Here is a 19,413-nt window from a genome sequence, read left to right as displayed (position 1 = left end):
TCTCTACTTCCCCTTGTGCCCGGCCTTGCCGCCCCGGCCCTTGTGCGTGCCGTTCTGGGTGCCGTGCTTGGTGTCGTACTTCTCGTACGCGTCGACGATACGGCCCACCAGCTTGTGCCGGACCACATCGTGCGAGGACAGCCGGGAGAAGTGGACGTCCTCGACGCCCTCCAGGATCTCCTGCACCTGCCGCAGACCGGACTTGGTGCCGTCCGGGAGGTCGACCTGGGTCACGTCACCGGTGATGACGATCTTCGAGTCGAAGCCGAGGCGGGTGAGGAACATCTTCATCTGTTCGGGGCTGGTGTTCTGGGCCTCGTCGAGGATGATGAAGGCGTCGTTGAGGGTGTTGTGTGTCAGCAGGTAGTCCTGGGTGACGTAGAGGGAGTCCTCCGCTGCCACCTGAATGCAGACGGTCTCCTCCCTGCCCGCGGGCTCGATGCTGTCGATGAAGCGCATCGGGCGTCCGCCGCCGCCGGCCGCGTCGTACTTGTCTCGTTTGCGGGCGAGGCGGAAGGGCTCGATGCCTTCGGGGAGACGGATGTCGATGATGTGGGCGTCACGGCGGTATGCGACGTCCCGGCCGCTGGCGAAGCCCGGCTTACGGCCCTCGGCAGCATGGCGACGGGTGTACGCAACGCCGCCCAGTGACTGCACGAGCGAGATCACGTCGTCCCGCAGCAGGATCGACGTCGTCGTGTACTGGATGCGGCACGTGCGGTCCGCCTGGGTGACCGGACCACCGTCTGAGTCGAGTAGACCTTGGAGTACGGCCAGCCGGACCTCGGCGGAGTTGTACAGGTAGTCGTCCGGGACGAATTCGGTGTGTGAGCGAGTGCGGAGCAGATCCAGCTCCCGCAGAACCCGCGTGACAGGGTTCTCCATGGTCATCACGTCGCCGGGAGACTTAGTCCGGTTGAGGACATAGTCGGGTCCGCCCTTGTGCCGCACCGTGACACCACGCAGCGCGGTTTCCAGCGCCTCGGCCAGCTCCGGATCCTGCGTTGCGGAGGAGGGAGTCGTGGAACCCGTGAGGCAACCGTCGCCCAGCAACAGCCCCAGAGCGTACGGGTCCAGCGGGACCTCACGCTCCGGGAAGCACACCGGCGCCGTGAGCATCGGCAACTCGTACCGCCGTGCGTGTGCGGCCCGGAGGTTGCCGATCATCTCCTGGGTCTCCAGGACCCGCCACGGCTTGTCACGGCGCTTGTCGTCGCGCGTCCTGACCGTCCACAGGTGCTCGCCGCAGCACAGCGTCCAGGAGCCGTCCTGGGCCGTGACTCGGTAGATGTCCTTCTCGCCCTGCGGATAGATGCCCAGGACCGGAGTCGGCTCACCGTTGGAGCCGATGACCAAGTCACCGACCTGGAGGTCGCCGATGGGGCGCCAGCCATGGGGAGTGAGGACGTTCGTGAAACGCGGTTGCGCACGACCTCTCATATATGCCAGCGGCGCCACCTCGATGGTCCCCGCCGCCATCAACCGCGGAATAGAGTCCGGGTCGAGCATGTCGTGCAGCGCGTCGTACAAGGGGCGCAGATACGGGTCGATCTTCTCGTACAGCGTGCCCGGCAGGAAGCCCAGCCGCTCGCCCGCTTCCACCGCCGGCCGGGTCAGGATGATGCGGTTGACCTGCTTGGACTGGAGGGCCTGCACCGCCTTGGCCATGGCGAGGTAGGTCTTGCCGGTACCGGCGGGACCGATACCGAAGACGATCGTGTGTTTGTCGATCGCGTCGACGTATCGCTTCTGGTTCAGGGTCTTGGGGCGGATCGTGCGGCCGCGCGAGGAGAGGATGTTCTGGGTGAGGACCTCGGCTGGGGTCTCCTCCGGTCCCTCCCCGTTCTCACTCGCCCTGAGCATGGCGATCGAGCGTTCCACTGCGTCCTCCGTCATCGGTTGCCCGGTGCGGAGCACCAGCATCATCTCGTCGAACAGGCGCTGGATGAGGGCGACTTCGTGAGCGTCGCCGACCGCGCTGATCTCGTTGCCCCGGACGTGTATGTCGGTCGCCGGGAAGGCCTTCTCGATCACGCGCAGGAGGGAGTCGCCGGACCCCAGCACGGTCACCATGGGGTGCTGGGCGGGGACGGTGAACTGTGCTCTCGCCTGCCCCTGCGCGGGTGTGTGAGCTGTGGGTGTCTGAGTCATGGGCCGGCTCTGTGGCCTTGCTCGTCCTCCTCGATACGACTCGCCCGCCACATGGGCGGCCTGGCGATTTCAAGAGTACGCCGGGGGACTGACAACGCCGTAGGACTTTTCGCGGGGGAGGTTTCTCACGACGCGCGCCCGTTTTCCTCGCCCCCGCCGCCCCTACCCATTCCCGTCCCCTGGGGGCTGCCGCCCCCAGACCCCCGCTTCGGCCCTGAACGGGCCTCGTCCTCAAACGCCGGACGGGCTGAAAACCAGCCCCTCCGGCGTTTGAGGAGCGGGGGTCCAGGGGGCGGAGCCCCTTCTGGGGCGGCGGGGGCGAGGGGACTTCGTCAGAAGCCCAGGCGGCGCAGTTGCTTCGGGTCCCGCTGCCAGTCCTTCGCCACCTTCACATGGAGGTCCAGGAACACCGGCGTCCCCAGCAACGCCTCGATCTGCCTGCGGGACTTGATGCCGACCTCCTTCAGGCGCTTGCCCTTGGGGCCGATGATGATGCCCTTCTGGCTGGGGCGCTCGATATAGACGAAGGCGTGGATGTCGAGGAGGGGCTTGTCGGCGGGGCGGTCCTCGCGGGGAAGCATCTCCTCGACGACGACGGCGATGGAGTGGGGGAGCTCGTCGCGGACGCCCTCCAGCGCGGCCTCGCGGATCAGTTCCGCGATCATCACCTGCTCCGGCTCGTCGGTGAGGTCACCCTCGGGGTAGAGCGCCGGCCCCTCCGGCAGGAGGGGGACGATCAGGTCGGCCAGCAGGTCCACCTGCTTGTCGCCGACCGCCGACACCGGCACGATCTCCGCCCACTCGAACCCGAGCTCCTTGCCGAGCTGGTCGATGGCGATGAGCTGCTCGGCCAGCGTCTTGCCGTCCACGAGGTCGGTCTTCGTGACGATCGCGATCTTCGGCGTCTTCTTGATGGACGCCAGTTCCTTCGCGATGAAGCGGTCACCCGGGCCCAGCTTCTCGTTCGCCGGAAGGCAGAAACCGATCACGTCGACCTCGGCCCACGTCGTCCGTACGACGTCGTTGAGCCGCTGGCCGAGCAGCGTGCGCGGCTTGTGCAGCCCGGGGGTGTCGACCAGGATCAGCTGGGCGTCGGGGCGGTGGACGATGCCCCGCACCGTGTGCCGCGTCGTCTGCGGCTGGTTGGCGGTGATCGCCACCTTCTGCCCGACCAGAGCGTTCGTGAGGGTGGACTTGCCCGCGTTGGGGCGGCCCACGAAGCAGGCGAAGCCGGCGCGGTGGGGAGCCTCGGCCGGCTGCTCGGATGACTGGGTTCGAACGCTCATGGGGCCCATTCTCCCTGATCCACAAGTGCCCGCCGTACCACGGGCACCTCACCTCCCGTCCCGTGAGATGTCGGAAACCCCGGCGCAATGAAACCTCACCGAAACACATCCGTACGTGCCCGGAAACGCAGGCCGGTGAATCTCTGTCGAGCCCCCACCCCGATGGAGACGACCATGACCCTCGCCGCCGCAGGCGTCGACACCGGCGACACCGCCTGGCTGCTCGCCGCCACCGCCCTCGTCCTGCTGATGACCCCGGGCCTGGCCCTCTTCTACGGCGGCATGGTCCGCACGAAGAGCGTCCTCAACATGCTGATGATGAGCTTCGTGTCCATCGCCCTGGTCACCATCGTGTGGCTGGCCTGCGGGTACTCCCTCGCCTTCGGCGACGACATCGGCGGCGGGCTGATCGGCGGCCTCGATCACGCCGGGATGGCGGGCCTGGCGCCCGACAGCGTCCAGGGCACCGTCCCCACCCTCCTCTTCGCCACCTTCCAGCTCACCTTCGCGATCATCACGGCCGCCCTGATCAGCGGCGCGGTCGCGGACCGGGCGAAGTTCGGGGCCTGGATGGTCTTCGTGCCGGTCTGGGCGCTGCTCGTATACGTTCCGGTCGCCCACTGGACCTGGGGCCCCGGCGGCTGGATCCTCGACCGCCTCGGCGCCCTCGACTTCGCCGGCGGTCTGCCCGTCGAGATCACCTCCGGTGCCTCGGGCCTCGCCCTCTGCCTGGTCCTCGGTCCGCGGCTCGGGTTCAAGAAGGACGCCATGCGGCCGCACAACCTGCCGATGGTCATGCTGGGCGCGGGTCTGCTCTGGTTCGGCTGGTTCGGGTTCAACGCCGGTTCGGCCCTGGGAGCCAACGGCCTCGCCGCGGCCGCCTTCCTCAACACCCTCGCCGCCGGCTGCACCGGCCTCCTCGGCTGGCTCTTCGTCGAGCAGAAGCGCGACGGTCACCCGACGACGCTGGGCGCGGCCTCCGGCGCGGTCGCCGGTCTGGTCGCCATCACCCCCTCCTGCGGCTCGGTCTCCCTGCTCGGCGCGCTCGTCATCGGCCTGGCCGCCGGTGTCGTCTGCTCCTACGCCGTCAGCTGGAAGTTCAAGCTCAACTACGACGACTCCCTGGACGTCGTCGGTGTCCACCTGGTCGGCGGTGTCATCGGCACCCTGCTGATCGGCGTCTTCGCCACGGCCACCATGACGGGCGGCGCCGAGGGCCTGCTCTACGGCGGCGGACTCGCGCAGCTCGGCAAGCAGCTGGTGGCCGTCGTGGCCGTGGCCGCGTACGCCTTCCTCGTCACCTACGGCATCGGCAAGGTCATCGACAGGGCCATGGGCTTCCGGGCGGGCGAGGAGCAGGAGCACACCGGCCTGGACCTTACGGTGCACGCCGAGAGCGCCTACGATCACGGGGTCCTGGGGCACGGCGCCCCGGTCACGGCCACCTCGTCCGTCCCCTCCTCCGTCCCCGCCCCGCAGAAGGTCAAGAAGCAGGCATGAAGCTGATCACCGCGATCGTCAAGCCGTACCGGCTCGACGAGGTCAAGACCGCCCTCCAGGAACTCGGCGTGCACGGCCTGACCGTGACCGAGGCGAGCGGCTACGGCCGTCAGCGCGGCCACACCGAGGTGTACCGGGGCGCGGAGTACCAGGTCGACCTGGTGCCGAAGGTCCGCATCGAGGTCGTCGTCGAGGACGCGGCGACCGACGACGTCATCGACGCGATCGTGAAGGCCGCCCAGACGGGCAAGATCGGCGATGGCAAGGTCTGGGCGGTGCCGGTCGAGACGGTCGTACGCGTACGGACGGGCGAGCGCGGTCCCGACGCGCTGTAAGCCGTACAGCTTTAGCCGCCAAGCAGCAAAGCCGCCACGCCTTATAGCCGTACAGCGCCGGGACCGCGCCCCGTCAGCTCCTCACGCGCCTCAGTCGAACACGAACGGGCCCGGCGACTGCGGCCCGGTCGCCGTGCAGGTGATGGTGATGCCGAAGACGGTCATCTTCAGCGAGCCGCCGAAGGCCTCCAGGCTGTCCCCGGAGGCGACGGTGCCGCTGAGCGGGCCGACCTGGACGGGGTCGCCGGCGGCCATCGCCGGGTTCTCGGTGCCGGTGAAGGCGACGGTGCCGCCGCCCGCCTTCACCAGGGTGAGCGTCGAGGAGATCGAGTCCTCCCCGAGCGCGATCGGCGCGGTGATCGCGGAGGAGTTGACGGTGAGGGTGGCGGCGGTGCCGTTCTGGGTCGCCGTGAGGGTGGCCTCGCCGCCGCCGAAGCTGCCGCAGTCGGCGGTGATGGTCGCGGTGGCGGGGGTGACGGCGAGGGCGGCGGGCGCGAAGGCCAGTCCGGTGACCGCGAGGGCCCCGGCCGCCAGTGCCGCACCTGCTCCGATACGCGTTCGTCTCATGGGGATCCGCTCCCTTTCGAGGTGGGGGAATTCCTGCTGTGGGGGTGGGGGGAACTGCTCGGCAGGTGGATGCGGACACACTGCGTGGAGAACTGAATCTGACGGTCCGTCGGAACCGTCGTTTCCATTGATGCGCCTGGGGTGAGGGTCGGCAAGGGTGATTTCCGGCCTCAACTACTCACGGGTCAACTAACGGGTCGACTCAGCGGCACCGCCGCCTCCGTCAGCTGCACCGCCGCCTCCGTCAGCGTCGCGAGCCGCGCCGCCAGCACCCGCGCCCAGGCCCGATAGCCCTCCGCCGACGGGTGGAAGCGGTCGGGGGCCAGCCAGTCGCCCGCGTGCTCCGGAGGCTCCGGAGGGAGGGTGGAAGACGGCGGCTCGGATCCGGAGCGGGCGGCCCGTTCCGTACGGTCAGGCCTTGCTGGGTGACATGTCCTGCAGGCCCACCACCCGCAGGAGCTGAAGGCGCTCGTACGCGGCGGTGCCCGGGCGGGCGGTGTGGACGACCAGGAGGTGGTGGTGCTCGTGGCTGACCATGACCTCGCAGTCCAGTTCCAGGAGGCCGACCACGGGGTGCACGAAGCGTTTCGTCGCCCTGTTGCGCTGGGACACCTCGTGTTCGTCCCACAGCCGGGCGAACTCCTCGCTCGCCTCCCGGAGTTCGGCGACCAGCGCGGCCGGCTCCGGGTCGTCGGGGCGAGCCGCGGCCACCGCGCGCAGGGTGGCCACATGGGCGCGCGCATGGCCGGTGAGGTCCTCCTGGGGGAAGAGTGCGCGGGCGGTCGGGTCCAGGAAGAACAGGCGGGTCAGGTTGCGCTCGCGCCGCGGGCGGGACAGCACATCGCCGACCAGCGCTCGCGCCATCGCGTTCTGGGCCAGCACCTCGCCGCAGTCGTTCACCACCTGCGCCGGTGTGTCGTGCAGCCGGTCCAGGATCAGCAGCAGCCCGGGACGCACATGCGCCGACGCCGTCTCGCGGCGCGGGGGTTCCTCGCCGGCCAGATGGAACAGGTGGTCCTGCTCGACGTCGGTCAGGCGCAGCGCGCGGGCCAGCGCCGTCAGCATCTGGCGGGACGGGTGTGGGCCGCGGGACTGTTCGAGGCGGGTGTAGTAGTCCACCGACATGCCCGCCAGCTGCGCCACCTCCTCCCGGCGCAGGCCGGGCGTGCGACGCCGGGTGCCCGGCGTCAGGCCCACGTCCGACGGGGTCAGCCGGGCACGGCCACGGCGCAGGAAGTCGGCGAGTTCGGCTCGGTTCACCCATCCAGCCTGCGGCAGCTCCCGCGCCTTATCCAGGGACTGCCGATCCCCTGATCAACAGGTCTCTCCCGCTCGTACCCGCTCCGGCGGAGGCTGGTCGGCGACGAGAGGAGCAGATCATGCTGACATTGGTGACCGGTACGACGGGGCAGGTCGGCCGACGCTTTGTGCCGAGGCTGCTGGCGCAGGCCCGGCCGGGGGAGGGCGTACGGGTCCTGGTGCGGGACGCGGCGCGCGGCGAGCCGTTCGCGGGGCTGGGCGCCGAGGTCGTGGTCGGGGACCTGCGCGACACGGAGGCGCTCGGCAAGGCGGTCGCCGGGGTGGACGCCGTCGTGAACGTCGCCGCGTCCTTCCGCGGGGTGCCGGACGAGGAGGCGTGGGCCGTCAACCGGGACGCGGCCGTGGAACTGGGCCGCGCCGCACAGGCGGCCGGGGTGCGGAGGTTCGTGCAGGTCAGCACGGGGCTGGTGTACGGCGCCGGACGGGGCCGGCCGCTGACCGAGGACGACGAGAGCCGGCCCGGCGGGGCGATGTGGGGCGCCTACCCCGAGTCCAAGGCGCGGGCCGAGCGGGAGCTGCTCGCACTGGAGGGCCTCGACGTGCGCGTCGCCCGGCTCCCCTTCGTCTACGGCGAGGGCGATCCGCATCTCGCCCAGTCCCTGATGTGGGCCGGGAACTGGGCGGCGACCCAGCGGTTGCACATGGGCCATCACGCGGACGTCGCCCAGGGGCTGCTGCGCGTCCTGCACGCGCCGGGCATCGCCGGCCGGATCTACAACATCGCCGACGACGCCCCGGTCACGGCGGTCGAACTGCACCAGCTCAACGGTGTCGAGGTCCCCGCCGAGCTGTACACCCGCACCGATCCCGACCCGTGGCTGGCGATCACCTCCACGGAGCGGATTCGGCGGGAGCTGGGTTATCGGCCGTTGTACCCGTCGGTCTACGCTGCGAGGGATGCCGGAGTGCTCTGATCGGGGCCGGTGGTCGTCTGCCGGTCCGTTGTGGCTGGTCGCGCCCACGCGGCGGTAGCCGCTATTCAACACGGCCCCGCGCCCCTTTGGGGCGCGCCTAGTCCACGCCTCTGATACGCCCCACCAGGACGGCCCCCGCCAGCCCGACCCCCGCCGCCGCCAGGTACAGCACGCGGTAACCACCGAGGTGCGTCACGATCGGCGCGGCGAGGGCGGGGGCCGCCACCTGGGGGAGGGCATTGGCGACGTTGATGACGCCGAGGTCCTTGCCGCGGTCGAGGGCCTTCGGCAGTACGTCCGTCATCAGGGCGAAGTCGACCGACATGAACACCCCGAGGCCGAGCCCCAGCAGCGCCGCCACGACGATCGCGCTCGGCCAGGTCTGCCAGACAGCCAGCAGCCCGGTGGCCGCCGCCATCACCACCCCGGACCACCTCACGAACGGCTTACGCCGCCCCAGCCGGTCCGACCACACGCCGCCCACCACGACCGTGGCCAGCAGCGTCACGCTGTTCACCGCCGTCAGGACCAGGACGCCCTGCTCGGGGTCGGCGTGGTGCAGACGGTCCCGCAGGTAGTAGAGGAGGTAGAGGATCACCAGCGCGTTGCTGAGGTTGATCAGGAAGCGGGTCAGCCAGGCCCAGGCGAAGTCGGGGTAGCGGCGCGGGCTCAGCCAGAAGCCCCGTACGAACGAACGCCAGGACCAGGGCGGCCGGTCCGCGACGTCCAGCCGGAGATCCCCGTACCCGAGCACGTACGGCAGCACCCCCACCACCGCGAACACCGCGCACGCCGCATACCCCGCCGCGATCCCGCCTGCCGCCGTCGCCAGCCCCGTCCCGGCGACCGCCCCGAGGATCTGCGCCGCCCCCAACCAGCCGCCCACCGCGCCCCGTTGCAGCCGCGGCACCCGGTCCGGCACCGCCGCCGTCACCGCCGCGAAGGCCGCGTTCAGGGTCAGCTGCACCAGGCACCAGCCGACCGCCATGGCCCACAGCCCGCTCGCACCGGCGAGCAGCAGCAACGACAGCGCGCCGCCCGCCGCACCGGCCACGATCCACGGGGTACGGCGGCCCCAGCGGGCCGTGGTGCGGTCCGACAGCGCGCCGAAGAGCGGGTTCGCCGCCAGCGACACCGCCGCGCCCGCGCCGGTCACCCACGCCAGCAGCGTCTCCTTCGACATCCCCGTGCCGGGCGCGAAGGCCGCCGCCTGCTGGGCCAGCAGGATCTGCAGCGGGCCGTACCAGCCCACCCAGATCGCCACGTTGGCCAGCGACAACGCGGCCGTCCAGCCCCGGCCGACCCGGTCGACGGGCTCGGCCAGGGCGTCGGCTGTCATCCCTGTGCCCGGAGCACGTCCCGCAGCCAGGCGTAGGACGCCTTCGGGGTCCTGGTGAGCGTCTTGTAGTCCACATGGACGAGCCCGAACCGCCGCGCGTACCCCTCGGCCCACTCGAAGTTGTCCAGCAGCGACCAGACGAAGTATCCGCGCACGTCCACGCCCGCATCCACCGCCCGGTGCAGCGCGCGGATGTGGCCGTCCAGGTAGGCGATCCGCCGCTGGTCGTCGATGCCCTCGTACGAGCAGCCGTTCTCGGTGACGACGATCGGCGGCAGCCGGTCGCCGTAGCGTTCCCGGAAGCCGGTGAGCAGCTCCGTCAGGCCCTCGGGGACCACCGGCCAGCCGAAGTCCGTCGTCGGCACGCCCTCGATCTCCCGCACCGAGAAGGGCAGTTCGGCGGGCATGCTCACCCCGCCGAACTCGGTCTCGGTGCCCTGCGGGGCGCCCACGCGGGTCGGCGCGTAGTAGTTGACGCCGTAGAAGTCCAGCGGCTCCGCGATGACCTTCAGGTCCGACTCGACGTCGCCCGGCATCAACTCGCCGAGCCCGGCCGGGTATGCGCCCAGCAGCAGGGGATCGGCGAAGAGACGGTTGAGCAGGACGTCGTAGAAGTCCGCCGCCTCCACATCCGCCTGTTCCCGCGACGCCGGCCAGGTCGGCCCGTGCGAGTTGGCGATCCCGATGTCCGTGGCGCCGGCCGCGCGCAGGGCCCGTACGGCGAGACCGTGGGCCAGCAGCTGGTGGTGGGCGACGGGGAGGGCGTCGAAGAGCAGCTGCCTGCCCGGGGCGTGGGTGCCGAGGGCGTGGCCCAGCAGGGTGTGCTCGGCGGGCTCGTTGAGGGTGATCCACTTCGTGACGCGGTCGCCCAGGCGCTCGGCGACCACCGACACGTACTCGGCGAAGCGGGCGGCCGTGTCCCGGTCGAGCCAGTCCAGCGTGAGGGGAAGGTCCCAGTGGAACAGCGTCGGCACCGGCCGTACGCCCGCCGCGCACAGCTCGTCCACCAGGCGGTCGTAGAAGTCGAGGCCCTGCGGCGCGTTCACCCGGGGCCAGGAGACCGAGAAGCGGTACGCGTCCACGCCGAGGCCGGCCAGCAGGGCCACGTCCTCGCGGTAGCGGTGGTAGTGGTCGCAGGCCACCTCGGCCGTGGAACCGTCCTTCACCCTTCCCGGCTCGGCCGTGAAGGCGTCCCACACGGACTTCTCACGCTCGTCCGCCGCTCCCTCGATCTGGTGGGCCGAGGTCGAGACGCCCCACAGGAAGCCGGCCGGGAACTGGGGTATCGGGTCAGTCGCCATGCGCCGGATCATCCGTACCGGCGGTAACGGAAGTCAACGCCCCGGCGGGAACTGCCCGTTACGCGCCTTCCTTGAGCACTCTGGAGATCAGCTTGCGCTGTTCGTCGGTGAGCCGGGGATCGGCGCAGTACACCGTCTTGCCGTCCACGGTGATCTGGTAGCTGAAGCCGTCCGGCACCCCGATGGGAGGCGTGCCCCGGCCGGACGCGACCGCGCGCTCGGCCAGGGCGTGCCACTCCTGGGCGTCGGGCCGCCCCGAGGTGTCCACCTCGGCATGCCGCTCGATGCCCGCGAATCCGCCCGTGCGCCGCACCTGAATACGCATGGGTCCCTGTCTAGTACGGACTCACAGGATCCGCACCCCGACCTGCTCCCAGGCCTTCTGCACGGCCTGGAACTCATCGCCGCCGTCACCGAAGCGCTCGCGCGCGGCCTTGACGGTGAGCCCCGCGAAGTCGGTGAACATGGCCCGGTCCGACAGCTCGCCGCCGGTCAGGACGTCGTACCAGATCTGTCCCGCCTTCTCCCAGGCGTGGCCGCCGAGGGCGGTGGCGGCCAGGTAGAAGGCGTGGTTGGGGATGCCGGAGTTGATGTGGACGCCGCCGTTGTCGCGGCCGGTGCGGACGTAGTCGTCCATGGTCGCGGGCTGCGGGTCCTTGCCGAGCACGTCGTCGTCGTACGCGGTGCCCGGGGCCTTCATGGAGCGCAGGGCCTTGCCGGAGACGCTCGGGGCGAGCAGCCCCGCGCCGATCAGCCAGTCGGCCTCGGCGGCGGTCTGGCCGAGCGTGTACTGCTTGATGAGGGAGCCGAAGACGTCCGACATCGACTCGTTCAGGGCGCCGGGCTGGCCGTAGTAGGTGAGGTTGGCCGTGTACTGGGTGACGCCGTGGGTGAGCTCGTGGCCGATGACGTCGATCGGGATGGTGAAGTCGAGGAAGATCTCGCCGTCACCGTCGCCGAACACCATCTGCTCGCCGTTCCAGAAGGCGTTGTTGTAGTTCTCGTCGTAGTGGACGGTGGCGTTCAGGGGCAGGCCGTCGCCGTCGATGGAGTGGCGCCGGTAGGCCTTGAGGAAGAGGTCGAAGGTGGCGCCGAGCCCGGAGTAGGCGCGGTTGACCGTGGCGTCCCGGCCGGGCTCGCCGCCCTCGCCGCGGACCTTGGTGCCGGGCAGGGCGGTCCCGTGCTCGGCGTCGTAGATCGTGCGCAGCGGCTGGTCCGACGGTGCCTTCGCCGTCGGGGCGGCCGCGAGGGCGAACTCGGTCGTGACGCGGCGCCGGCCGCGCAGCTCGCTGTCGCGCATCAGGGTCCGCCGGGCGGGACCGGAGAGTGCGGGGTCGTCGTTCCGTGCCAGCTTGTCGAGGACGTGTGGCGGTACGACGGTGCAGAAGACGGGCTCGAAGCCCCCGTTCGTCGTCATACCCGGCACCATTGCACTGCGTCATGAGTGTGTCACCAGCCGCAACCATGATTGGTGAAATATGCGGACAGGGAGCTGCACGCTCCGTGACGAAGTGGTATGGAGCACTTTTTGCCCCATTTCGTCCCCGGGGTCCCGCATACTGATACGGCATCCCGCACACGGGAGCGGCTCGGCTAGCATGCGGAGCATCATGCGTTTCGGGCTGCTTCTCCTTAGCTGCCGCGGCGAGGGCCTGTAGTCATAGGCCGACTCCCTCCCCGCGGAGCTTTGGCGTTGCGTCGTCGGCCGTCCTTCCGGACACCGGGACTTTCCGGACTTCACGAGGAGCCCACGCAATCATGGCGAACCGCCAGCAGCCCAGTTCCATGCCGATCCACAAGTACGGCCGCTACGAGCAGGTCGACATCCCCGACCGGACCTGGCCGAACAACCGGATCACCGTCGCTCCCCGCTGGCTCTCCACCGACCTGCGCGACGGCAACCAGGCCCTGATCGACCCGATGTCGCCCGAGCGCAAGCGCCGGATGTTCGACCAGCTGGTCAAGATGGGCTACAAGGAGATCGAGGTCGGCTTCCCGGCGTCGGGACAGACGGACTTCGACTTCGTGCGGTCGATCATCGAGGAACCGGGCGCCATCCCCGACGACGTCACCATCTCCGTACTGACCCAGGCCCGTGAGGACCTGATCGAGCGGACCGTCGAGTCGCTGAAGGGCGCCAAGCGCGCCACCGTCCACCTGTACAACGCCACCGCCCCCGTCTTCCGCCGGGTGGTGTTCCGCGGTTCCAAGGACGACATCAAGCAGATCGCCGTCGACGGCACCCGCCTGGTGATGGAGTACGCGGAGAAGCTGCTGGGCCCGGAGACCGAGTTCGGCTACCAGTACAGCCCCGAGATCTTCACCGACACCGAGCTGGACTTCGCACTGGAGGTCTGCGAGGCGGTCATGGACGTCTGGCAGCCCGGCCCGGGCCGCGAGATCATCCTCAACCTGCCCGCCACCGTGGAGCGTTCGACGCCGTCGACGCACGCCGACCGCTTCGAGTGGATGGGCCGCAACCTCTCCCGCCGCGAGCACGTCTGCCTGTCGGTCCACCCGCACAACGACCGCGGTACGGCCGTGGCGGCGGCCGAGCTGGCGCTGATGGCCGGCGCCGACCGCATCGAGGGCTGTCTGTTCGGGCAGGGTGAGCGCACCGGCAACGTCGACCTGGTCACCCTGGGCATGAACCTGTTCTCCCAGGGCGTCGACCCGCAGATCGACTTCTCCGACATCGATGAGATCCGTCGCGTGTGGGAGTACTGCAACCAGATGGAGGTCCACCCGCGCCACCCGTACGTGGGCGACCTGGTCTACACGTCCTTCTCCGGCTCCCACCAGGACGCCATCAAGAAGGGCTTCGACGCGATGGAGGCCGACGCGGCCGCCAAGGGCGTCACGGTCGACGACATCGAGTGGGCGGTGCCTTACCTGCCGATCGACCCGAAGGATGTCGGGCGGTCGTACGAGGCGGTCATCCGCGTCAACTCGCAGTCCGGCAAGGGCGGTATCGCGTACGTCCTGAAGAACGACCACAAGCTGGACCTGCCGCGCCGGATGCAGATCGAGTTCTCCAGGATCATCCAGGCGAAGACGGACGCCGAGGGCGGCGAGGTCACCGGCGCCGACATCTGGTCGGTCTTTCAGGACGAGTACCTGCCGAACCCGGAGAACCCCTGGGGCCGGATCCAGGTCAAGAACAACCAGTCGACGACCGACACCGACGGCGTGGACACGCTGAAGGTGGAGGCCACGGTCGACGGCGAGGACACCGTCCTGACCGGCTCCGGCAACGGTCCGATCTCGGCCTTCTTCGACGCCCTGCAGTCCGTCGGGATCGACGTACGCCTGCTGGACTACCAGGAGCACACGATGAGCGAGGGCGCCTCCGCGCAGGCCGCCTCCTACATCGAATGCGCGATCGACGGCAAGGTCCTGTGGGGCATCGGTATCGACGCGAACACCACGCGGGCCTCGCTGAAGGCGGTTGTGTCCGCCGTCAACCGGGCCGCTCGTTGACGGTTCACTCTCGCCGTAGGCCCACTGATGAGTGGGTGACTGCGGGCTCGCTGTGGCTTGTCGCGCAGTTCCCCGCGCCCCTTTAGGGCGTTGCCGTACCCGGGTTTTCGGGCCCCGTCCGCCGTCTGTCGGCGGGCGGGGCCCGTTCGGTTTCGGCCATTGACCTGTGCAGGTCACGGAAAGGTCTCGTCCGGGGTAATGACTGTGCCTCCGCAATGTGGCTAACATCACGCAAGCGCGGCGATGTGGCCGCGTGGTTACGGAGGTGCGACGTGCTGCCAGGACGGGGACGAGACGGCCGTGCCGCCAGGCTTGCGCGCATCCTGGGCACCCGCACCGCGTGGTCGGCCGCCGGTGACGGCGAGTTCTTCTGTCCCGGCTGCGGAGGCGACCGCAACTACCAGCGGCTGACCGGACACCGCCGCTTCACCTTCCTCGGTGTGCCCGTCCTGCCGCGCGGCGAGACCGGTCCCGTCGTGGAGTGCGCGGCCTGCCGCCGTCACTTCGGCACCGACGTCCTCGACCATCCGACCACCACCCGCTTCTCCGCGATGCTCCGCGACGCCGTCCACACCGTCGCCCTGGCGGTACTGGCGGCGGGCGGCACCTGTTCCCGTACGTCCCTGGAGACCGCGGCGGCCGCCGTGCGCGCCGCCGGCTTCGACGACTGCACGGAGGACCAGCTGAACACCCTGGTCGAGGCGCTGGCCGCCGACACCGGCCGGGTCTTCTCCGAGCCCTGCGGGGCCGGGCTGGCCATAGAGCTCCACGAGGCCCTGGACCCCCTCGCCCCGCACCTCGCCCCGCCCGGCCGTGAGTCGATCCTCCTCCAGGGGGCCAGGATCGCGCTGGCCGACGGTCCCTACACACCCGCCGAGCGCGATGTCCTCGCGACCGTCGGCGCCGCCCTCACCATCTGCGCCGAGGACGTGACACGGCTGCTGGCGGCGGCGGCACGCACACCGTCGTAGCCGGCCGCGGGACAGTCGTCGCCCCGCAGTACTCCCAGGGGAGTAATTCCGCCGTTCAGCCGTCCCCGGCAGTACTCCCGAACTCGCCCTCCCGTCCGACGATCCGGCCCCTTTCCGCCGGGAGTCTGGAACCGGACCGGACACCCGACCCGGAGGGAGGCCCGTCAGATGGGGGCCGTAAGGACAGCTGCACGGCGAAGGCGGGCCGTGCCCTGGATCGTGCTGGGGCTGTGGATCGCCGTGCTGGCGATCGCCTCACCGTTCGCGTCGAAGCTGGCGGACGTCCAGCGCGACCGCGCCGTCGACTATCTGCCGGCGAGCGCCGACTCCACCCAAGTGGCCAAGATCCAGGACCAGTTGCCCGGCGGCGAGGCGACCGAGATGGTCGTCGTCTACCACCGGGACGGGGGACTGACCGCCGCCGACAAGGCGACCGCCGCCGACCAGATCGACCGGATCGCGAGCGCGCACGAACTGACCGGCGAACCCCGGGGCATCCCGTCCCAGGACGGCACCACCCTGATGTACCCGGTCGCCAGCACCGAACCGGGCCAGGACGAGGAGGCCCGCGACGAACTGGTCAACTCCGTCCGGGACATCGCGCGGGGCGGCGACGGACTGAGCGTCGACGTCGGCGGCGAGGGGGCACTCGCCACGGATGCCGCCGAGGTCTACAACTCGCTCGACGGACCGCTGCTCTACACCACCGCGGGCGTCGTGGCCCTGCTGCTGATCCTCATCTACCGCAGCCCCTTCCTGTGGCTGGTGCCGCTCGCCGTCGCGGGGACGGCCGACTATCTGTCGATGGGCGTGGCGTACGGGCTCAACCAGTGGTTCGGCACCTCCGTCTCCGGCCAGAGCTCCGGCATCATGACCATCTTGGTCTTCGGCGCCGGCACCGACTACGCCCTGCTGCTCGTCTCCCGCTACCGCGAGGAACTGCGCCGCATCGAGCGGCCATACGACGCCATGGCCGCCGCGCTCCGGGGCTGCGGGCCCGCCGTGCTCGCCTCCTCCGGTACCGTCGCCGCCGGACTGCTGTGCCTGCTCGCCGCCGACCTCAACTCCAGCCGGGGCATGGGCCCGCTGGGCACGGTGGGTGTGCTGTGCGCGCTGGCCGCCATGCTGACCTTGCTGCCCGCGATCCTCGTCCTGCTCGGCCGCCGCGTGTTCTGGCCGCTCGTGCCCCGCTACGGCAGCACGCCCAAGGCCCGCCGGTCCCTGTTCACCGCGATGGGCAGCTCCGCCGGACGCCGGCCGTCGGCCGTCCTCGCGGGCGGCGCCGTCCTGCTCGGCGCGCTGGCCCTCGGCGCCCTGAACCTGCCCGGCAGCCTCAAGCAGGAGGACTCCTTCACCAGCAAGCCCGACGCGGTCGCCGCCATGCAGACGCTCGCCGAGGCCTACCCAGAGCGCGGCACCCAGCCCATCACCGTCATCGCACCGGAAGACCGTGCCGAGGAGGCGCTCGCGTCGATCCGCGGCACCCGGGGCGTCGACAGCGCGCGAGAGGGACGTACCGGAAACGGCTGGACCGAGATCTCCGTCCTCGCCACCGCACCGCCCCAGTCGGCCGGGGAGACCGCCACCATCGAGGCCCTGCGCGACCGGCTCGACGGCTCCTACGTCGGCGGGCCGAGCGCCGAGCAGCTCGACCTGGAGGACACCAACGCCCGGGACCGCCTGGTCGTCGTACCGCTCGTGCTGCTGTCCGTGCTGCTGATCCTCATCGCCCTGCTGCGCTCGCTCGTCGCGCCGTTGATGCTGGTGGCGGCCGTGGTCGCGGTGTGGGGCGCGGCGCTCGGCATCGGCGGACTCGTCTTCGGGCCGGTCTTCGGCTTCGAGGGCACGGATCCGGGGCTGGGGCTGCTGTCCTTCGTGTTCCTGGTGGCGCTGGGCGTCGACTACGGCATCTTCCTGATGCACCGGATGCGCGAGGAGTCCCTCAAGGGCGCCGAACCGGCGTCGGCCGCGCTCACCGCGCTGCGCACGACGGGCGGCGTCATCGCCTCCGCCGGGCTCGTCCTCGCCGCCACCTTCGCAGTGCTCACCAGCATGCCGCTGGTGCCGCTCGTCGAACTGGGCTTCGTCATCGCCGTCGGGGTGCTGCTGGACACCTTCCTGGTCCGCACCTACCTGGTCACCAGCGCGAGCGTGGCGCTGGGACGCAAGGTGTGGTGGCCGGGCGCGCTCTCCCGGGCGCCGGAGCCCGCGGTGCGGCGGGAACGCCAGCCGGAGCCGGTGTGAGCCTCCCCCGCACCGTCCGGGCGTCCCTCCCCTCCCGGAGGGGCGCCCGCGTGGCGGAGGATGAGCCGGTGCGGCAGACGACGACAGCGGCGGGCAGGCCCCGCGTGGGCGAGCGGATCATGGCGGCGGTCAACCGCGACCCCCTGACCGCCCCGCATCGCACGCGCAACGACGCGCTGCTGGCCGTGGCGTGGGCCGCCCTCGCCACCGGCATGGCCCTGTTCGGCGACCAGGAGCTCCGGCCCGACGCGCTGGGCTGGACCCTGCTGCTCGCCGCGCACGTGCCCCTCGTGTGGCGGCGCCGCCGCCCGGTGCTGGTCCTGCTCGTGGTGATGGTCTGCATCACGCCGTACCACGCCCTGGAGAACAACCACGCCGCGCCCATTCTCGCGACCATGGTGGTGCTGTACACAGTCGCGGCGACCGGCACGGTGCGCCGCACGCTGCTCACCGGCGCCACCGTCCTCGGCGTGACGCTGGCCCTCAACGCCCTCACCAACCCCGACGGCACCATGGAGGTCCTGCGGATCTCCGGCTGGGTCGTCGCGTTCCTCTTCTGCGGCATCGACGTCCGCTACTACCGCCAGTACGTCGCCGCCATCGTCGAGCGCGCCGAACGAGCCGAACGCACCCGCGAGGAGGAGGCCCGCAGAAGGGTCGCCGAGGAACGCCTGCGCATCGCCCGCGACCTGCACGACCTGCTCGCCCACAGCATCACCCTGATCGGCGTGCAGACGTCGGTGGCCGCGCATGTCCTGGCGGCGGACCCGGAGCGGCTGGACCGCGAGACGATCGCCAAGTCGCTCGACGACATCGCCGAGACCTGCCGCACGGCGCGCGGTGAACTCCGTACGACGCTGGAGGTGCTGCGCGAACAGGGCGTGGCGGGCGAGGCACGCGGCCCCCTGCCCGGGCTCGACGGTCTGCCCGACCTGGTGGAGGCGGCGCGGCTGGCGGGGGCGCGGGTCGAGTCGGCGGTACGGGTGCGTCAGGCGCCGCCCGCCGTGGGGGCGGCCGCGTACCGGATCGTGCAGGAGGCGCTGACGAACGTGGTCCGGCACGCGGGGCCCGAACCGGCCGTACGCGTCGAACTGTACGAGGAGCAGGGCGCCCTGCGCGTGTCGGTCGCCGACGACGGCTCGGGCCCCGCCCCCGGGGCGCGGAACCCGGGCTACGGCCTGATCGGCATGCGGGAGCGGGCCCGCAGCGTGGGTGGCACACTCGACGCCGGACCACGCGACGAGGGGGGCTTCGGGGTGAGCGCCGTACTGCCGACAGGAACGGACTTCGGGACCGGCCGGGAAGGAGACCGATGATCCGCGTCCTGCTCGCGGACGACCAGACGCTCGTCCGGGAGGCGTTCGCCATGCTGGTCGAGTCGGCCCCGGACATGACGGTGGTCGGCCAGGCGGCCACCGGCCGGGAGGCCGCGGAGCTGGCCCGCAGCGCCCGCGCCGACCTCGTCGTGATGGACATCCGCATGCCCGACCTCGACGGCATCGAGGCGACCCGCCTGATCGCGGCGGACGAGGACCTGGCCGGGGTGCGGGTCCTGGTCCTCACCACCTACGACACGGACGAGAACATCGTGGACGCGCTGAGGGCCGGTGCCTCCGGATTCCTCGTCAAGGACACCCGGCCGGCCGAACTCCTCGACGCCATCCGCACGGTGGCGGCGGGGGAGTCCCTGCTGTCGCCGGGGCCGACGGCACGGCTGATCGAGCGGTTCCTGCGCAGCCCGTCCGCACCCGCGGCGGGCGGGCCCGAATGCCTGTCCGAACGCGAGCGCGAGGTGCTGACGCTGGTCGCGCGCGGGCTCAACAACGCGGAGATCGCGGAGGCGTTGGGGCTCAGCCCGCTGACCGCGAAGACCCATGTCAGCCGGATCATGGGGAAGCTCGGGGCGCGGGACCGGGCGCAGCTGGTCATCGTGGCGTACGAGTCGGGGCTGGTGGCACCGGGCACCCTGTGACGGACAGGTCAATGTCTGACACTCCGTCAAGGG

16 protein-coding genes are annotated in these 19,413 nt (G+C 70.8%); 8 read left to right on the top strand and 8 right to left on the bottom strand.

Annotated features, from left to right (window positions below; genetic code table 11):
• Window positions 1–3: 3 nt before the first annotated feature.
• Both AQI70_RS04495 and era read right to left on the bottom strand, forming a co-directional pair.
• Complete coding sequence (locus tag AQI70_RS04495; protein WP_062144388.1) at window positions 4–2,151, bottom strand: PhoH family protein; 2,148 nt, start codon at window positions 2,149–2,151, stop codon at window positions 4–6.
• A 332-nt stretch (window positions 2,152–2,483) separates the two neighbouring features.
• On the bottom strand, window positions 2,484–3,446 hold the full coding sequence (era, locus tag AQI70_RS04490) for a GTPase Era (RefSeq protein WP_107116898.1): 963 nt from the start codon (window positions 3,444–3,446) through the stop codon (window positions 2,484–2,486).
• A 165-nt stretch (window positions 3,447–3,611) separates the two neighbouring features.
• Between era and AQI70_RS04485 the strand changes: the two genes are divergently transcribed.
• Both AQI70_RS04485 and AQI70_RS04480 read left to right on the top strand, forming a co-directional pair.
• On the top strand, window positions 3,612–4,937 hold the full coding sequence (locus tag AQI70_RS04485; protein WP_062145078.1) for an ammonium transporter: 1,326 nt from the start codon (window positions 3,612–3,614) through the stop codon (window positions 4,935–4,937).
• Window positions 4,934–5,272, top strand: coding sequence for a P-II family nitrogen regulator (locus AQI70_RS04480; protein WP_062144382.1), 339 nt, complete (start codon window positions 4,934–4,936; stop codon window positions 5,270–5,272). Before AQI70_RS04485 ends, AQI70_RS04480 begins: the two co-directional genes overlap by 4 nt.
• 90 nt (window positions 5,273–5,362) lie before the next feature.
• On the opposite strand, the gene AQI70_RS04475 is transcribed toward AQI70_RS04480, so the two are convergent.
• On the bottom strand, window positions 5,363–5,839 hold the full coding sequence (locus AQI70_RS04475) for a hypothetical protein (protein WP_062144380.1): 477 nt from the start codon (window positions 5,837–5,839) through the stop codon (window positions 5,363–5,365).
• A 411-nt stretch (window positions 5,840–6,250) separates the two neighbouring features.
• Window positions 6,251–7,099, bottom strand: coding sequence for a helix-turn-helix transcriptional regulator (locus AQI70_RS04470; protein WP_062144377.1), 849 nt, complete (start codon window positions 7,097–7,099; stop codon window positions 6,251–6,253).
• A gap of 119 nt (window positions 7,100–7,218) precedes the next feature.
• On the opposite strand from AQI70_RS04470, the gene AQI70_RS04465 reads away from it, so the two are divergent.
• On the top strand, window positions 7,219–8,073 hold the full coding sequence (locus tag AQI70_RS04465; protein WP_062144373.1) for an NAD-dependent epimerase/dehydratase family protein: 855 nt from the start codon (window positions 7,219–7,221) through the stop codon (window positions 8,071–8,073).
• A gap of 97 nt (window positions 8,074–8,170) precedes the next feature.
• Here the strand turns inward: AQI70_RS04465 and AQI70_RS04460 are convergent, their stop codons facing one another.
• The 4 genes from AQI70_RS04460 to AQI70_RS04445 are packed head-to-tail and all read right to left on the bottom strand — an operon-like array spanning window position 8,171 to window position 12,130.
• Entirely contained in the window at window positions 8,171–9,412 is a 1,242-nt protein-coding gene (locus AQI70_RS04460) for an MFS transporter (protein ID WP_062144370.1), read from the bottom strand.
• The gene (locus AQI70_RS04455) at window positions 9,409–10,725 is read right to left on the bottom strand and encodes a GH1 family beta-glucosidase (protein ID WP_062144367.1); all 1,317 of its coding nucleotides are present in this window, start codon (window positions 10,723–10,725) and stop codon (window positions 9,409–9,411) included. Before AQI70_RS04455 ends, AQI70_RS04460 begins: the two co-directional genes overlap by 4 nt.
• Before the next feature lie 46 nt (window positions 10,726–10,771).
• On the bottom strand, window positions 10,772–11,038 hold the full coding sequence (locus AQI70_RS04450; RefSeq protein ID WP_004001392.1) for a protealysin inhibitor emfourin: 267 nt from the start codon (window positions 11,036–11,038) through the stop codon (window positions 10,772–10,774).
• 21 nt (window positions 11,039–11,059) lie between these two features.
• Complete coding sequence (locus AQI70_RS04445) at window positions 11,060–12,130, bottom strand: M4 family metallopeptidase (protein ID WP_062145076.1); 1,071 nt, start codon at window positions 12,128–12,130, stop codon at window positions 11,060–11,062.
• A gap of 341 nt (window positions 12,131–12,471) precedes the next feature.
• Here AQI70_RS04445 and leuA point away from each other — a divergent pair, with 341 nt between their 5' ends.
• The 5 genes from leuA to AQI70_RS04420 all read left to right on the top strand — a co-directional run bounded on the left by leuA (window position 12,472) and on the right by AQI70_RS04420 (window position 19,380).
• Window positions 12,472–14,193 (top strand): 2-isopropylmalate synthase, encoded by a 1,722-nt coding sequence (gene leuA / locus AQI70_RS04440; protein ID WP_062144364.1) that lies wholly within the window; start codon window positions 12,472–12,474, stop codon window positions 14,191–14,193.
• 272 nt (window positions 14,194–14,465) lie between these two features.
• Window positions 14,466–15,164: a TerB family tellurite resistance protein gene (locus AQI70_RS04435; RefSeq protein ID WP_062144361.1), complete on the top strand. Its 699-nt coding sequence runs from the start codon at window positions 14,466–14,468 to the stop codon at window positions 15,162–15,164.
• A 168-nt stretch (window positions 15,165–15,332) separates the two neighbouring features.
• On the top strand, window positions 15,333–17,408 hold the full coding sequence (locus AQI70_RS04430; RefSeq protein ID WP_107116897.1) for an MMPL family transporter: 2,076 nt from the start codon (window positions 15,333–15,335) through the stop codon (window positions 17,406–17,408).
• A gap of 119 nt (window positions 17,409–17,527) precedes the next feature.
• On the top strand, window positions 17,528–18,724 hold the full coding sequence (locus AQI70_RS04425) for a sensor histidine kinase (protein ID WP_244181469.1): 1,197 nt from the start codon (window positions 17,528–17,530) through the stop codon (window positions 18,722–18,724).
• Window positions 18,721–19,380, top strand: coding sequence for a response regulator (locus tag AQI70_RS04420; protein ID WP_062144355.1), 660 nt, complete (start codon window positions 18,721–18,723; stop codon window positions 19,378–19,380). Before AQI70_RS04425 ends, AQI70_RS04420 begins: the two co-directional genes overlap by 4 nt.
• The last annotated feature ends 33 nt before the right edge of the window (window positions 19,381–19,413 follow it).

The sequence above is a fragment of the Streptomyces curacoi genome, from assembly GCF_001513975.1.
In the GTDB taxonomy this organism is placed as follows: domain Bacteria; phylum Actinomycetota; class Actinomycetes; order Streptomycetales; family Streptomycetaceae; genus Streptomyces; species Streptomyces curacoi.
Note: the sequence above shows the minus strand (reverse complement) of the source record. Positions and strands in the feature narration are given on the sequence as shown.

What these genes read in the sequence shown, in the direction of transcription:
- AQI70_RS04480 (WP_062144382.1), top strand. Translation starts at nt 4,934, where the DNA reads ATGAAGCTGATCACCGCGATCGTCAAGCCGTACCGGCTCGACGAGGTC.
- AQI70_RS04495 (WP_062144388.1), bottom strand. Translation starts at nt 2,151, where the DNA reads ATGACTCAGACACCCACAGCTCACACACCCGCGCAGGGGCAGGCGAGA.
- AQI70_RS04455 (WP_062144367.1), bottom strand. Translation starts at nt 10,725, where the DNA reads ATGATCCGGCGCATGGCGACTGACCCGATACCCCAGTTCCCGGCCGGC.
- AQI70_RS04425 (WP_244181469.1), top strand. Translation starts at nt 17,528, where the DNA reads ATGGCGGCGGTCAACCGCGACCCCCTGACCGCCCCGCATCGCACGCGC.
- AQI70_RS04485 (WP_062145078.1), top strand. Translation starts at nt 3,612, where the DNA reads ATGACCCTCGCCGCCGCAGGCGTCGACACCGGCGACACCGCCTGGCTG.
- AQI70_RS04475 (WP_062144380.1), bottom strand. Translation starts at nt 5,839, where the DNA reads ATGAGACGAACGCGTATCGGAGCAGGTGCGGCACTGGCGGCCGGGGCC.
- leuA (WP_062144364.1), top strand. Translation starts at nt 12,472, where the DNA reads ATGGCGAACCGCCAGCAGCCCAGTTCCATGCCGATCCACAAGTACGGC.
- AQI70_RS04450 (WP_004001392.1), bottom strand. Translation starts at nt 11,038, where the DNA reads ATGCGTATTCAGGTGCGGCGCACGGGCGGATTCGCGGGCATCGAGCGG.
- AQI70_RS04445 (WP_062145076.1), bottom strand. Translation starts at nt 12,130, where the DNA reads ATGACGACGAACGGGGGCTTCGAGCCCGTCTTCTGCACCGTCGTACCG.
- AQI70_RS04465 (WP_062144373.1), top strand. Translation starts at nt 7,219, where the DNA reads ATGCTGACATTGGTGACCGGTACGACGGGGCAGGTCGGCCGACGCTTT.
- AQI70_RS04460 (WP_062144370.1), bottom strand. Translation starts at nt 9,412, where the DNA reads ATGACAGCCGACGCCCTGGCCGAGCCCGTCGACCGGGTCGGCCGGGGC.
- AQI70_RS04420 (WP_062144355.1), top strand. Translation starts at nt 18,721, where the DNA reads ATGATCCGCGTCCTGCTCGCGGACGACCAGACGCTCGTCCGGGAGGCG.
- era (WP_107116898.1), bottom strand. Translation starts at nt 3,446, where the DNA reads ATGGGCCCCATGAGCGTTCGAACCCAGTCATCCGAGCAGCCGGCCGAG.
- AQI70_RS04430 (WP_107116897.1), top strand. Translation starts at nt 15,333, where the DNA reads ATGGGGGCCGTAAGGACAGCTGCACGGCGAAGGCGGGCCGTGCCCTGG.